At 73.2% G+C, this 14,597-nt stretch carries 10 protein-coding genes; 1 reads left to right on the top strand and 9 read right to left on the bottom strand.

All coding sequences use genetic code 11. The features are described 5' to 3' along the window. Positions 1-59: 59 nt before the first annotated feature. The 4 genes from hemW to lepA form a co-directional block, all read right to left on the bottom strand. Positions 60-1,292, bottom strand: a complete 1,233-nt coding sequence (gene hemW / locus IPT68_RS12275; protein WP_189698372.1) for a radical SAM family heme chaperone HemW — start codon at positions 1,290-1,292, stop codon at positions 60-62. Between the two features lie 27 nt (positions 1,293-1,319). Next, complete coding sequence (locus tag IPT68_RS12280) at positions 1,320-3,449, bottom strand: SpoIIE family protein phosphatase (protein ID WP_373300577.1); 2,130 nt, start codon at positions 3,447-3,449, stop codon at positions 1,320-1,322. A 187-nt stretch (positions 3,450-3,636) separates the two neighbouring features. Beyond that, positions 3,637-5,511: an AMP-dependent synthetase/ligase gene (locus tag IPT68_RS12285; RefSeq protein WP_189698373.1), complete on the bottom strand. Its 1,875-nt coding sequence runs from the start codon at positions 5,509-5,511 to the stop codon at positions 3,637-3,639. A gap of 266 nt (positions 5,512-5,777) precedes the next feature. Further along, the gene (lepA, locus tag IPT68_RS12290) at positions 5,778-7,646 is read right to left on the bottom strand and encodes a translation elongation factor 4 (RefSeq protein WP_189698374.1); all 1,869 of its coding nucleotides are present in this window, start codon (positions 7,644-7,646) and stop codon (positions 5,778-5,780) included. A gap of 230 nt (positions 7,647-7,876) precedes the next feature. Between lepA and rpsT the strand changes: the two genes are divergently transcribed. Further along, complete coding sequence (gene rpsT, locus IPT68_RS12295) at positions 7,877-8,143, top strand: 30S ribosomal protein S20 (protein ID WP_043500789.1); 267 nt, start codon at positions 7,877-7,879, stop codon at positions 8,141-8,143. Positions 8,144-8,404: 261 nt separating this feature from the next. Here rpsT and holA read toward each other — a convergent pair whose 3' ends face one another. The 5 genes from holA to IPT68_RS12320 all read right to left on the bottom strand — a co-directional run bounded on the left by holA (position 8,405) and on the right by IPT68_RS12320 (position 14,501). After that, positions 8,405-9,394, bottom strand: a complete 990-nt coding sequence (holA, locus tag IPT68_RS12300; protein ID WP_189698375.1) for a DNA polymerase III subunit delta — start codon at positions 9,392-9,394, stop codon at positions 8,405-8,407. Between the two features lie 421 nt (positions 9,395-9,815). Continuing rightward, on the bottom strand, positions 9,816-10,061 hold the full coding sequence (locus IPT68_RS12305; RefSeq protein WP_189698376.1) for a hypothetical protein: 246 nt from the start codon (positions 10,059-10,061) through the stop codon (positions 9,816-9,818). Positions 10,062-10,103: 42 nt separating this feature from the next. After that, entirely contained in the window at positions 10,104-10,973 is an 870-nt protein-coding gene (locus IPT68_RS12310) for an arylamine N-acetyltransferase family protein (RefSeq protein ID WP_189698377.1), read from the bottom strand. 4 nt (positions 10,974-10,977) lie between these two features. Continuing rightward, complete coding sequence (locus tag IPT68_RS12315; RefSeq protein ID WP_189698378.1) at positions 10,978-13,524, bottom strand: ComEC/Rec2 family competence protein; 2,547 nt, start codon at positions 13,522-13,524, stop codon at positions 10,978-10,980. Next, a complete protein-coding gene (locus IPT68_RS12320) occupies positions 13,521-14,501 on the bottom strand; it encodes a ComEA family DNA-binding protein (protein WP_189698379.1) in 981 nt (326 codons plus the stop codon). The genes IPT68_RS12315 and IPT68_RS12320 overlap by 4 nt, the downstream gene beginning before the upstream one ends. Positions 14,502-14,597: the final 96 nt, after the last annotated feature.

Raw genomic sequence — 14,597 nt, forward strand, 5'->3', positions numbered from 1 at the left:
CCTACGAACCAGGTTAGGGACCGAACCCGCGTTCCGCACCGATTCACCCGCCGGAGTGATCAGTCCACGAGGTCCCGCACCACGGCGTCCGCCAGCAGTCGCCCGCGCAGGGTGAGGGCCGCACGGCCCTGTTCGTACGGGCCCTGCTGGAGCAGGCCCTCGGACAGGGCCCGGCGCGCGGCCCGCAGACCGTCCGCGCGCAACAGGCTCAGCGGCACGCCGTCGCGCAGCCGCAGCTCCAGCAGGACGCGCTCCACGCGGCGGTCCTCGTCCGAGAGCAGTTCGCGGCCGGCGCCGGGTGAGCGGCCGGCCGCCAGGGCGGCGGCGTAGGCGCCGGGGTGTTTCACGTTCCACCAGCGCACACCGCCGACGTGGCTGTGCGCGCCCGGCCCCGCGCCCCACCAGTCGGCGCCCCGCCAGTACAGCTCGTTGTGCAGGCAGCGGGCGGCGTCCGAGGTGGCCCAGTTGGACACCTCGTACCAGTCGAAACCGGCCTGGGACAGCCGCTCCTCCGCGATCAGGTACCGGTCGGCGTGCACGTCGTCGTCGGTCATCGGGACCTCGCCCCGGCGGATCCGCCGGGCCAGCTGCGTGCCCTCCTCCACGATCAGCGCGTAGGCACTGATGTGGTCCGGCCCCGCTCCCAGCGCCGCGTCCAGCGAGGCCCGCCAGTCGTCGTCGGACTCCCCCGGCGTGCCGTAGATCAGGTCCAGGTTCACATGGTCGAACCCGGCTGCCCGGGCCTCCGCGACGCACGCCTCGGGGCGGCCGGGGGTGTGCGTGCGGTCGAGAATCTTCAGCACGTGCTGCTTCGCGCTCTGCATTCCGAAGGACACCCGGTTGAAGCCGCCCTGCCGCAGCGCCGCGAGGTACGCCGGGTCAACCGACTCCGGGTTCGCCTCCGTCGTGACCTCGGCGTCCGCCGCCAGCCCGAACTCTTCCCGGATCGCCCCCAGCATCCGTACGAGATCGTCGGCGGCCAGCAGTGTCGGCGTACCGCCCCCGACGAAGACCGTCCGCACCTCGCGCGGGTCGTCCCCGAGCACCTTGCGGGCCAGCCGGATCTCGTGGATCAGCGTGTCGGCGTAGTTGTCGCGCGAGGCGAGCACGCCGCCCGTGCCGCGCAGCTCGGTCGCCGTGTAGGTGTTGAAGTCGCAGTAGCCGCAGCGGGTCGCGCAGTAGGGGACGTGCAGGTAGAACCCGAGGGGTCGGTCGGCCGCCCCGGCGAGCGCGGCGGGGGGCAGCGCGCCGTCGTCGGGGACGGGCTCGCCGTCGGGAAGTGCGGAAGGCATGTCCCCCATTGTCCCGTACGCGGGGCGTCACTCGGCCTGGAGCACCAGCAGCGCCAGATCGTCTTCCGGCGGACGCCCGCCGAAGTCGTGCACCAGCCGCCTGATCCGCTCGGCGATCGCCTCGGCGCTCATCCCCGCGCACCCCGCCAGCGCCGCCGCCAGCCCGTCCCCGTCGTCGAACTGGCGCGAGCCGCTGCGCCGCTCGGTCACCCCGTCCGTGACGCACAGCAGGGTGTCACCGGACCTCAGCTCGAAGCTCTCGCTGGTGTACGTCTCGTCCTCGACGACCCCGAGCAGGGTCTGCGGCCGCGCGACGGTACGGACGTCGCCGTCCGGCCCGAGGAGCAGCGGCAGCGGATGCCCGGCGGAGGCGACGGTGCAGCGGACGCCGCCGTCGAAGGGGGCGAGTTCGCCGTACAGGAGGGACAGGAAGCGGGTCTGGGGACCGTCTCCGGGTCCGACGGGGCCGACCAGCGCGCGGGCGGCGGCGTCGGCGGCCTCGGTGGCGTCGTCGAGGAGGAGCTGGTTGAGGCGGTCCAGGACGTCGGCGACGCGGTAGCCCTCGCGGGCGAGCAACCGCAGCCAGGGGCGGGCCAGCCCGATGACGACGGCCGCCTCGGGCCCCTTGCCCTGGACGTCGCCGACGGCGAAGCACCAGCGCCCGTCGCCGGCCGGGAAGAGGTCGTAGAAGTCGCCGCTGGGCCCGCCCTTGTCGCAGGGCTCGTACACGAGGGCGCTGCGCATTCCGGGGATCTGCGCGACCGCCCCGGGCAGCAGGCCCCGCTGGAGTACGGCGCTGATGGTGGCCTGCCGGGCGTACTGCCGGGCCGCCCCGATGGCCAGCGCGACCCGGCGGCTGAGGTCCTCGACGAGTCCGGTGATCTCGTCCGGGAACCCCGCAGGTCCGGCCCGCCCGATGACGAGCGTGCCGAGCGGCCGCCCACCGGCGACGAGCCGGTACGACAGGGCCGTACCGGCGGCGGGGGCGGCGGACGCGGTGGGGCCGCCGGGCCCGGCGGAGGCGCCTTGCGTGGCGGGGGCGCCGGGGCCCGTGCCGTCGCCCTTCTGAGCCTGCGATGAGTCCTGGGGCAGCCCATCGTCGGGCGACGGACCGGTGGGCAGCGCATCGCCCGCCGGCGAGCCCCCGGGGCACGAGTCGTCGGGCCACGCCTCCGGGTGCCACGCGTCGCCGGGCCACGGGTACGGCACCGGGCCGGAGGCCGTCAGCCCGTCCCCCACCCGCGGCGGCTCCTTCTCCAGGCACCGCCGCAGCTCCTCGGTCCGCTCCTCGTTCGTGTGCCACACCCGCGCCGGCCGCGGCCCGCCCGCCCCGCCGCCCTCGCCCCACCCGGCCCGGCCGCCCAGGGCCTCGTCCTCCAGCCACACCGCGCACCAGTCGGCAAGCCTCGGCACGATCAGCTGGCCGGTGAGCGCGGCGACCAGGTCCTCGTCGAGCTGCCCGGCGAGCAGGTCGGAGGCCTCGGCGAGGAAGGACAGCGCGCCCCGGCCGAGCCAGTCCCGGTCGCGCACGGACCGAGGGAGCCGCCCCCGCTCGGGCGCGTCGGAGGAAGGTTCGGGGGCGAGCAGCTCGGCGCCGGGGAAACCCGTGCGCTCGAGGTCGTGCCCCTCGGCGCCCGGGCACACCTCGGCGGTCACCCGCGCCCAGACGGTCTTGGCGCCCCGCCGGTAGGTCACGCCCCAGGACTCGGAGAGCGCGGCGACCAGCCGCAGCCCGCGCCCGTACTCCGGCGTCTCCCGCGCCGCCTCGCTCTCCCCGTTCCGGGGTGGCCGCGAGGGATGGTGGTCGCAGACCTCGACGACGACCGCACCGGACTCGGGCTCCAGCCGGCAGGCCAGCTCGACGTCGGTGCCGGCGTGCACGACGGCGTTCGTGACCAGCTCGCTCAGGACGACCATGGCGTCGTGGGCCAGCCGGCCGGTGAGCCGCTCGGCGCCGGGCACCGCGAGGGCGGTCCACTCCTGGAACGCCGAGCGCAGCAGTCCCCGGGCGGCACCCGGAGCGAGAGGGCTTCCACTGAGGGCGGCGCGCACCTGTGCACCGGGGGGCACGGGGGCCAGGGGCGGGGACTCCCTCTGCGCCGGTAGGGCCCCGATGTCCAGCTCTCCGAGCGGCTCGGACCAGTACGCCTCGATCACGTCCGACAGGGTGACAGACAGACCCCACACATAAGCGGTGAGTTACCGAAGTGGCCAAACTCGACCGGAAAACGCCAAGTAGTCGACGCAGGATGCCTGCACCGACCGACGGGGCACGGGGAACTGCGCGAGCGACTGCTGCGAACCCGCAGCCGCCCGCGCTCCCCGGGCCCCGGCCCCGGCCTCCCTAGGCCTCCCGCGCCCCGGCGTACATCTCGTCCAGCAGGTGCTGGTACTCCCGCTCCACCACGGGCCGCTTCAGCTTCAGACTCGGCGTGATCTCCCCGTGCTCCACGTCGAGGTCCCGGGGCAGCAGCCGGAACTTCTTGATCGTCTGCCACCGCTGGAGCCCCGCGTTCAGCTCCTGCACGTACCCCTGGACCATCTCCACGGTCGCCGGCGCCGCCACCACGTCGGCGTACGGCTTGCCGTCCAGCCCGTTCTCCTTCGCCCACTGCATGATCGACGGCTCGTCGAGCGCGATGAGCGCGGTGCAGAAGTTCCGGTCGGCCCCGTGCACCAGGATGTTGGACACGTACGGGCACACCGACTTGAACGCGCCCTCGATCTCGGTCGGCGCGACGTACTTGCCGCCCGAGGTCTTGAACAGGTCCTTCTTCCGGTCGGTGATCCGCAGGTACCCGTCGGGCGACAGTTCCCCGATGTCCCCGGTGTGGAACCAGCCGTCCGGCTCCAGCACCTCGGCGGTCTTCTCGGGCAGCCCGTGGTACCCCTCCATGATCCCGGGCCCGCGCAGCAGGATCTCGCCGTCCTCCGCGATCCGCACCTCGGTCCCGGGCAGCGGCTTGCCGACCGTGCCGGTCCGGTACGCCTCACCGGGGTTGACGAACGACGCCGCGGAGGACTCGGTCAGCCCGTACCCCTCCAGGATGTGGATGCCGGCGCCGGAGAAGAAGTATCCGATCTCGGGGGCCAGCGCCACCGACCCGGACACGCAGGCCCGCAGGCGCCCGCCGAAGGCCTCGCGCAGCTTGGAGTACACGAGCGCGTCGGCCGCCTTGTGCTGCACGGCCAGCCCGAACGGCGCCGAGGCGGTCCCGGTGCGCCGGAAGTTGTCCTGGGTGACCTTGGCGTACTCGCGCGCGACGCCCGCCGCCCACTGGAAGATCTTGTACTTGGCGGGGCCACCGGCACGGGCCTTGGCGGCGACGCCGTTGTAGACCTTCTCGAAGATCCGCGGCACGGCCGCCATGTACGTCGGCTGCACCACCGGCAGATTCTCGATGATCTTGTCCACCCGGCCGTCGACGGCGGTGATGTGACCGACCTCGAGGTGCCCGGAGATCAGCACCTTGCCGAAGACGTGCGCGAGCGGCAGCCACAGGTACTGCACGTCGTCCGGGCCGAGCAGCCCGGTCGCGGCGATCGCCTTCGCCATGTACGACCAGTTGTCGTGCGGGAGCCGGACACCCTTGGGACGGCCGGTCGTGCCGGAGGTGTAGATCAGGGTGGCCAGCTGGTCCTTGGTGATCGCACCGACCCGCTCCTTGACCAGACCCGGCTCCGTCTTGAGCCGGGCCGCGCCGCGCTCCTCCAGCTCGGTGAGGCTGAGCACCCGGTCGTCGGTCTCCACGCCCGTGGCGTCGATGACGACGACATGCGTCAGGTCGGGCAGCTCCGCGCGCTTCTCCAGCGCCTTGGCCAGCTGCTCGGCGTCCTCCGCGATGAGCACGCGGCTGCCCGAGTCGGCGAGGATGTACGCCGACTCGTCGGCGTTGGTCTGCGGGTAGATCGTGGTGGTGGCGGCGCCGGCGCACATGATGCCGAGGTCGGCGAGGATCCACTCGATCCGGGTGGCGGAGGCCAGCGCGACCCGCTGCTCCGGCTCGACCCCCAGCTCGATCAGGCCGGCCGCGATGGCGTTCACCCGCTCGGCGGTCTGCGCCCAGCTCAGCGACTTCCACTCGTCCGGGCCCTGCCCCGAGGCCGACGGGACGGGGTGACGGAACGCCTCGGCGTCCGGGGTGGCCGAAACGCGCTCCAGGAAGAGGCCCGCGACGGACGGCGGACGGTTCTCGATCAAAGTCTGTGTGTCGGTCACGACATCCTCCGGGGCCCGCGACGGTGCGGCTGGCTCAGGGCGTCTTGCGCCTTCAGTGCGGCAGGGTGCACTCGCGCGCCGTTGCTTAACTCGCGAGTAACTATCGAGCAGGGATCAGGGTAGAGGCCGACCGGCCACTGCGTAAGACTTCGTGCTGTGTCACTTCCTCGATAAGGGCGGCCCTACGCATGCGACAGGGGCCTGCCGTCCTGGACGGCAGGCCCCTGTTGGGCACGATTCGCGAAGTTACCCCCGGTAGGCCGCGGCTACTTCTTGCCCTTGGCCGGCCCCGCGCTGTCGTCGCTGGACAGCACCGCGATGAAGGCCTCCTGCGGAACCTCCACGGAACCCACCATCTTCATCCGCTTCTTGCCTTCCTTCTGCTTCTCCAGCAGCTTCCGCTTACGGGAGATGTCACCGCCGTAGCACTTGGCGAGGACGTCCTTGCGGATGGCGCGGATGGTCTCGCGGGCGATCACCCGGGAGCCGATGGCGGCCTGCACCGGCACCTCGAAGTTCTGCCGCGGGATCAGTTCCTTGAGCTTGGCGACGAGCCGCACGCCGTACGCGTACGCCTGGTCCTTGTGCGTGATCGCCGAGAAGGCGTCCACCTTGTCGCCGTGCAGCAGGATGTCGACCTTGACCAGGCTGGAGGACTGCTCGCCGGTGGGCTCGTAGTCCAGCGAGGCGTAGCCGCGGGTCTTGGACTTCAGCTGGTCGAAGAAGTCGAAGACGATCTCGGCGAGCGGCAGGGTGTAGCGGATCTCGACGCGGTCCTCGGAGAGGTAGTCCATGCCGAGCAGGGTGCCGCGCCGGGTCTGGCACAGCTCCATGATCGCGCCGATGAACTCGGTGGGCGCCAGGATCGTCGCCCGCACCACCGGCTCGTACACCTCGGCGAGCTTGCCCTCGGGGAACTCGCTCGGGTTGGTGACGGTGTGCTCGATGCCGTCCTCCATGATCACGCGGTAGACCACGTTGGGCGCGGTGGCGATCAGGTCGAGCCCGAACTCCCGCTCCAGCCGCTCCCGCACCACGTCGAGGTGGAGCAGGCCGAGGAAGCCGACGCGGAAACCGAAGCCGAGGGCGGCGGAGGTCTCCGGCTCGTACACCAGCGCGGCGTCGTTGAGCTGGAGCTTGTCCAGCGCCTCGCGCAGTTCCGGATAGTCGGAGCCGTCCAGCGGATACAGCCCGGAGAAGACCATGGGCTTGGGGTCCTTGTACCCGCCGAGCGCCTCCGTGGCCCCCTTGGCCTGGCTGGTGATCGTGTCACCGACCTTGGACTGCCGGACGTCCTTCACACCGGTGATCAGGTAGCCCACCTCACCGACGCCGAGCCCGTCGGCGGGGAGCATCTCGGGCGAGTTGCAGCCGATCTCCAGCAGCTCGTGCGTCGCGTTCGTGGACATCATCCGGATCCGCTCACGCTTGTTGAGCTGGCCGTCGATGACACGGACGTACGTCACGACGCCGCGGTAGGAGTCGTAGACGGAGTCGAAGATCATGGCGCGCGCGGGCGCGTCCTTCACGCCGACCGGCGGCGGGATCTCGGCGACGACCTTGTCGAGCAGGGCCTCCACGCCGAGTCCGGTCTTCGCGGACACCTTCAGCACGTCGTCCGGCTCACACCCGACCAGGTTCGCCAGTTCCTCGGCGAACTTCTCCGGCTGCGCGGCCGGCAGGTCGATCTTGTTCAGCACGGGAATGATGGTGAGGTCGTTCTCCATCGCCAGGTACAGGTTGGCGAGGGTCTGGGCCTCAATGCCCTGGGCGGCGTCGACGAGGAGGATGGTCCCCTCGCAGGCGGCGAGCGACCTCGAGACCTCGTAGGTGAAGTCGACGTGCCCCGGGGTGTCGATCATGTTGAGGATGTGCGTGTTGCCCGGGTCCTGGGTGGGAGCCCAGGGCAGGCGCACGGCCTGGGACTTGATCGTGATGCCGCGCTCGCGCTCGATGTCCATCCGGTCGAGGTACTGAGCACGCATCTGCCGCTGCTCGACCACACCGGTCAGCTGGAGCATCCGGTCGGCGAGCGTGGACTTGCCGTGGTCGATGTGCGCGATGATGCAGAAATTGCGGATCAGAGCCGGGTCGGTACGGCTCGGCTCGGGCACATGGTTAGGGGTCGCGGGCACGCAGGGTCCTGTCTCTTGAGGCGCCTTATGCCTCGGGTCGGATCGTTACGTAGCCTCCATGGTCCCACGGGCGGCGACCGGGGACCGGTTTGGGCCACCTGGAGCGCCACTGGTAGCCTGGGTGGCTGTGCCTCATGCCCTCTCAGCGCGAGGCGCGCCTTCAAGAAATCACCTGGTACGGGACCCGGAATCCCTTCTGGCCCCGTGCCTGAACCTGAAAAGGCTCATTCGTGGCGAACATCAAGTCCCAGATCAAGCGGATCAAGACCAACGAGAAGGCTCGGCTGCGCAACAAGGCCGTCAAGTCCTCCCTGAAGACCGCGATCCGCAAGGCCCGCGAGGCTGCTGCCGCGGGTGACGTCGAGAAGGCCACCGAGTACCAGCGCGCTGCCGCGCGTCAGCTCGACAAGGCCGTCTCCAAGGGCGTCATCCACAAGAACCAGGCCGCCAACAAGAAGTCGGCGCTGGCTGCGAAGGTCGCTTCCCTCCAGGGCTGAACCCCCTGTCTGGTCTGACCGGATCCGGCCCGCCGGATCCAGCCGCCGGAAGGACCCCGAGCGGGCCCTCTCTCATCCGCTCCCGACCGGCACCCCGGATTCGCACGCGGCCTGCGTTCGCCACGCGGGTGCGAGTCCAACAGCCTCAACCGAAGGCCCCGGCGCCCCGCCCTTCCCCAGGGCGGACGCCGGGGCCTTCGGCATGCGCTCGCCGCTTCGACTCAGGCCGGTGGCCGACGGTCCGTCCGGCGCTTCGACGCGCTAACCCCGCCCGCGGGACCGCGCCGCCCGCGCGATGGTCACGACCGCCTTCTCCAGGGCGTACTCGGCGTCGTCCCCGCCGCCCTTCACGCCCGCGTCGGCCTCGGCGACCGCCCGCAACGCCACGGCCACCCCGTCCGGTGTCCACCCACGCATCTGCTGCCGCACCCGGTCGATCTTCCACGGCGGCATCCCCAGCTCCCGCGCCAGATCGGCCGGCCGCCCGCCCCGCGCGGCGGACAGCTTCCCGATCGCCCGCACGCCCTGCGCCAGCGCACTGGTGATCAGCACCGGCGCCACCCCGGTCGCCAGCGACCACCGCAGCGCCTCCAGCGCCTCCGCCGCCCGCCCCTCGACCGCCCGGTCGGCGACCGTGAAGCTCGACGCCTCGGCCCGCCCGGTGTAGTACCGCCCGACGACCGCCTCGTCGACGGTGCCCTCGACGTCCGCGCACAACTGGGACACCGCCGACGCCAGCTCCCGCAGGTCGCTTCCGATGGCGTCGCACAGCGCCTGGCAGGCCTCCGGTGTGGCCGACCGCCCCAGCGTGCGGAACTCTCCCCGGACGAACGCCAGCCGGTCCGCCGGCTTCGTCATCTTCGGGCACGCCACCTCCCGCGCCCCCGCCTTGCGCGCGGCATCCAGCAGCCCCTTGCCCTTGGCCCCGCCCGCGTGCAGCAGCACGAGCGTGATCTCCTCGGCGGGCGCCCCCAGATACGCCTTCACGTCCTTGATCGTGTCGGCCGACAGGTCTTGCGCGTTGCGCACGACGACGACCTTGCGCTCCGCGAACAGCGACGGGCTGGTCAACTCCGCGAGCGTGCCCGGCTGGAGCTGGTCCGGCGTGAGGTCGCGCACGTCCGTGTCGGCGTCGGCGGCCCTGGCGGCGACCACCACCTCCCGCACGGCACGGTCGAGCAGGAGATCCTCCTGGCCCACGGCAAGCGTCACGGGGGCGAGAGGGTCGTCTTGAGCAGTCTTCCTGGCCATCCCGGACAGCATCCCATGGAGCACTGACAAGGCCCCCCGTCACCGCCTCCGCCCCGCCCCAAATAGCGCCTCCCGCCTGCACAGACGCAGCTCGTCGAGCGAAGTGCCCGCCGCACGGACGTCCCCTTCGGAACCTCTCGCCGCATGGACGCCCCCTTACGGGCCGTCCCCGCCGACACGGGCACCTCCCTTACGGGCCGTCCCCGCCGACACGGGCACCTCCCTTACGGACCCCTCCCGCCGACACGAACGCACCCCCACGGACCCTCCCGCCGACACGAACGCACCCCCACGGACCCTCCCGCCGACACGGACACCTCCCCTACGGGCCCTCCCGCCGACACGGACACCTCCCCTACGGGCCCTCCCGCCGACACGGACACCTCCCCTACGGACCCTCCCGCCGACACGGACACCTCCCCTACGGGTCCTCCCGCCACCCCTCCCACTCCGCCACGAACTCGTCCAGCGCGCCCGCGTCCAGCCGCCCGTCGTCGTCCCGCAGCACGACCAGCCACTGCGCGTCCTCGGCGTCGTCCTCACCGGCCAGCGCGTCCCGCACCAATCGCGGCTCCTCGTCCAGCCCGAACCGCTCCCCGAGCGCTTCCGCGACCTCCTCCGCCGCGTCGCGGTCGGGCAGCACCAGTACATGTCTCACTTCGCTCACGGCGCCATTTTCCGGCACCGTCCCGGCCGGCGACCCAGCAGGTCAGCCGACCTCACCCGCGGCCCCGGCCCACCCCGCGGCTCCCCGCACGACCGGCACGCGGTCCAGCTCGATCCCGAACCGCTTGCGGTACACCTCCAGCACCTCCTCGTCCGTCCCCAGCTCCCGCTGGTCCCGCGTCCCGTCCGCCGCCGTCACCTTCAGCTGCCGCCCGCTGAGCGTGATCCGCCCGCCGTCCTCCGTGATCCGGGAGCACACCAGCGACTGCACGAAGTGCGACTCCGCCGAGGTGCTGTGCCACCAGGCCCCGCTCACGAAGTCCCCGAGCACCCGCGGCCGCTGGTCCAGCCGGTACACGGGCTTGCCGTCCCTGACCAGGTCCAGGTCGGGCACGCCGGTCCCGCCCCCGGACGCCGGCGCACCCCGCACGCCCGCCGCGTCCGGCCCCGCCTCGGCGATGCGGAACACTCCCCCCGGATCGAGCTGTTCGCGCCGCTCCTGGAAGGCCAGCGGGTAGTGGCTGAGCGCGCCGAAGCCGACGTCGGCCAGCCACTCGCCCGCGTCCACCGTCCGCACCCGCAGCGCGAGGTGGTCGTACGGTATGCCCAGCCGCCCGCCCTCCCCGTAGACGCGCGCCGCCAGCAACGAGACGTCGTACCCCAGCGCGGCGAGCAGCGCGCCGAAGGCCCCGTTCAGTTCGTAGCAGAAGCCGCCACGCCGCGCCCCCACCACCTTGTCCAGCAGCCGCTTCTCCTCCAGCACGATCTCCTCGCCGAGGTGGATCGAGAGGTTCTCGAAGGGGATCGTCTGCAGATGGCGCAGCTGCAGTTCGCGCAGGACGTCGACGGTGGGCCAGGCGGGTTGTGGGACGCCCATGCGGCGGAGGTAGGCATCGACCTGTGCGGCTTTCATGCCTTCAGTCTCGCGCCACGCGCAAGCCCGCGCCCGCACCGACGACAGCCAGTGCCCCGTCCACATCCGTCCGCAGCACGGTCGCGCCCCCGTCCCGCAACGCCGCGACCGTGGCGGGAGCCGGGTGACCGTACGGGTTGTCCGCACCGCAGGAGATCAGCGCGAGGCGCGGCGCGGCCCGGCGTATCAGCTCCGGGTCCTGGTAGGCGGAGCCGTGGTGGGCCACCTTCAGCACGTCCACGCCGCCCATCAGCGCGGCCGCCGGTGTCCGCAACAGTGCCCGCTGTGCCGGGGGTTCCAGGTCCCCGAGCAGCAGCATCCGCACGCCCGCCGAGCGGACGAGCAGCGCGACGCTGGCGTCGTTCGGGCCCTCCGGCGCCGGTACCGGTCCGGGCGGCGACACCTCCCCGTCGGAACGCGGCGGAGGGCTCGGGGGAGGCCACAGCACCTGCCAGGTCAGGTCCCCGGTGCGCCGCTGCTCCCCGGCCCGGGCGTGCGTGACCCCGATCCCCCGGGCGGCGGCCTGCCTGCGGACGAACTCCGCCTGGTCCGCCGGTTCTTCGTAGCCGGTCGTCTCGATCGCCCCCACGGCACGGCCCCGCAGTACACCGGGCAGCCCCGCCACATGGTCGGCGTGGAAGTGGGTCAGGACCACCAGCGGCACGCGGGTGATGCCGAGGTCGCGCAGGCACCGGTCGACCAGTTCCGGGTCGGGTCCGGCGTCCACGACGACCCCCGTGCCCTCGCCCGCCGCGAGCACCGTCGCGTCACCCTGTCCCACGTCGCACATCGCCAGCCGCCAACCGGGCGGCGGCCAGCCCGTGACCACTCTGGCCAGCGGCGGGGGCTGCACCACCGCCAGCACGAGCAGCACCCCGCAGCCCGCGCACAGCCACGGGTGCCCGAGCAGCCGCCGGCCGGCGACCAGGACGACCACCGTGACGAGGGCGAGGAGAGCCGCCCCGCCCCAGCCGCCCGGCCAGTCCACCCCGGCACCGGGCAGCGCCGCCCCGGCCCGGGCGACGTCCGCGATCCACCCGGCCGGCCAACCGGCGCACCACGCCAGGCCCTTGGCGACCGGCATCGCCACCGGCGCCACCGCCAGCGCCGCGAAGCCCAGCACGGTGGCCGGCGCGACCGCGACCTCCACGAGCAGATTGCACGGCACCGCCACCAGACTCACCCGCGACGACAGCACGGCCACCACCGGCGCGCACAGCGCCTGTGCCGCGCCCGCCGCCGCCAGTGCCTCCGCGAGCCGCGGCGGCACCCCGCGCCGGCGCAGCGCACCGCTCCAGCGGGGCGCGACGGTGAGCAGCGCGCCCGTGGCCAGGACCGAGAGCGAAAAGCCGTAGCTGCGGGCCAGCCACGGGTCGTAGAGCACCAGCAGCAGCACCGCGGTCGCCAGCGCCGGGATCAGCGACTTGCGGCGGCCGGTCGCGAGGGCGAGCAGCGCGACGGTGCCGCAGGCCGCGGCCCGCAGCACGCTCGGGTCCGGTCTGCACACGACCACGAACGCCAGGGTGAGCGCGCCGCCGAGCACGGCCGTCGTCCGCAGCGAGACACCGAGCCGGGGTGCGAGGCCGCGCCGCTCACTGCGCTGCGCGAGGCCGGGCGGGCCCAGCAGCAGGGCGAGCACGATGGTGAGGTTGCTGCCGGACACGGCGAGCGTGTGCGCGAGGTCGGTCTCCTTGAAGGCCTCGTCCAGGTCCGGTGTGATCCGCGAGGTGTCACCGACGACGAGCCCCGGCAGCAGTGCCCGCGCGTCCGCCCGAAGCCCGTCGGTGGCTCCCCGCAGGCCCGCGCGCAACCGTCCCGCGAAGCGCTGGGCGCCCGACGGTTCCCCCACCACCTGCGGCCCGGCCCGGTCCCGCACCCGCAGCACGGCCGCGATCCGGTCCCCGCCCACCAGGGCGGGGACGAGCCGCCCGGTCACCCTGACCCGGGTGGACGGCAGCAGCCCGAGCCACTCCCGCCGCCCGGTCGCCCCCGCGTCGACGATCACCAGGACCGGCGTGCGCGTCACGGTTCTCGCCCCGGAGGCCTCCTCCACGCCCAGGACCTCGCCCTTCGTCAGCACGGACACCGGCGCCAGGTGGTTGCCCGTGACTCTCGGCCGGGTGAGCCGGGGATCGGAGGTGACCTGCACCTCGGCAGTGACCATGGCGAACCGCTCCGCCAGGCCGGGAACCGGGCCACGCCGCAGATCGGCCCCGTGCAGCCCCGCCGAGGTGGCGGCCGCGGCGACGCAGAGGAACACGGCGGCGGCGGAGAAGCCCGCGCCGACGCGCGCTGCCGGGACTGCCGGGCGAACGGCACCGAGCAGCAGGCCGCAGGCGACGGCCAGGCATGCCACGACCACGCCGGTCAGCAGCCCCGGTGAGGCGTCCAGCGCCCGCGCCGCCGTCGCCCAGGCGGCCAGGGCGAGAGGTACGAGCCGCAGGTCCGCCGGCCCCTCCTGCCGTGGATGGGCCGCTCCGAGGCGGCCCCCCGAGGCCCTGTGCACGGCGGGGCGCTCACCCGAGGGCGCGACGTCCGGGGTGCGCGTCATGGCCGGACGAGGTTCCGCAGGTCGGCGAACCGCCGTTCACCGATGCCGTTGACCTCCCGCAGTTCGTCCACGGAGCGGAAACCGCCGTGCCGGGTGCGGTAGTCGATGATGTGCTGCGCCAGCACGGGACCCACGCCGGGGAGGGTGTCGAGCTGCTCGACGGTGGCGGTGCTGAGGGAGACAGGGGCGGTGGGCCCGGCCGCCCCGCCGGCCGGGACTCCCCCGGCGGGAGCCGGGACCGCGGCGGGCGCGGGGCCCCCGACGACCACCTGCTCCCCGTCCACCAGGAACCGGGCCCGGTTCAGACCGTCGATGTCCGTGCCCGGCCGCACTCCACCGGCCGCCTTCAACGCGTCGGCGACCCGCGATCCGGCCGGCAGACGGTGAACACCGGGTTCGCGCACCTTCCCGCTGACGTCCACGACGATCTCGGCGACCGGCGTCCGTGCGGCGGCGCCGATCGGAGGGGCCGCCGCGCCCGACACGGGCGGTGGCTCGGCCGCGTCGGACGCGTACGGCGCCGCCGCGCGGACCACCTCGGGTGCCCGCACGGACTGCGCCCGCCCGGCCCAGAAGTGCTGCACGGCGAACCCCGTGACGACGACGAGCAGCACGGCGAGCGCCACCACGCTCCTGCGCTCCAGGCCGCAGCGTGCCTGCAACCACAGCGGCATCCGCTCCCGCAACGCTAGCGCGGTCCGCTCACGCCGGCTCTCCGCAGCGGCGGGCACGGCCGCGGTCTGCGCCGCACCGGCGTCATCCGGTGGGCCCGCTCCCGACTCCCGCCACTCCTCGGCGCGTTCGCCGAAGAGCACCTCCGCACGGCGCCGGAGTTCCTCCGCCGACGCGTGCCGGTGCCGGGTCCGGGTCAGGGCCGGAGGGCGGTGGTGACGGTGTGCGGTGCGGCTGTCGGAGGCAGGTCCGCGGCCCGGTCCGCTCGTCGCGGATGCTGTGCGTGTGCGTGATCGAAGTGCCATGCGACGAGGATGCGGCGGTCCGCCGACCTCTCGATGATCTTGCTCAATTCCCGGGGACCACCGCCCGGTTGTGGATAATTCCGCCACCCACACGGG

It is taken from the genome of Streptomyces chromofuscus, assembly GCF_015160875.1.
Classification (GTDB): domain Bacteria; phylum Actinomycetota; class Actinomycetes; order Streptomycetales; family Streptomycetaceae; genus Streptomyces; species Streptomyces chromofuscus.

Coding starts and splice junctions, on each gene's coding strand:
- hemW (WP_189698372.1), bottom strand. CDS start 1,292: ATGCCTTCCGCACTTCCCGACGGCGAGCCCGTCCCCGACGACGGCGCG.
- holA (WP_189698375.1), bottom strand. CDS start 9,394: ATGGCCAGGAAGACTGCTCAAGACGACCCTCTCGCCCCCGTGACGCTT.
- IPT68_RS12320 (WP_189698379.1), bottom strand. CDS start 14,501: ATGGCACTTCGATCACGCACACGCACAGCATCCGCGACGAGCGGACCG.
- IPT68_RS12315 (WP_189698378.1), bottom strand. CDS start 13,524: ATGACGCGCACCCCGGACGTCGCGCCCTCGGGTGAGCGCCCCGCCGTG.
- IPT68_RS12310 (WP_189698377.1), bottom strand. CDS start 10,973: ATGAAAGCCGCACAGGTCGATGCCTACCTCCGCCGCATGGGCGTCCCA.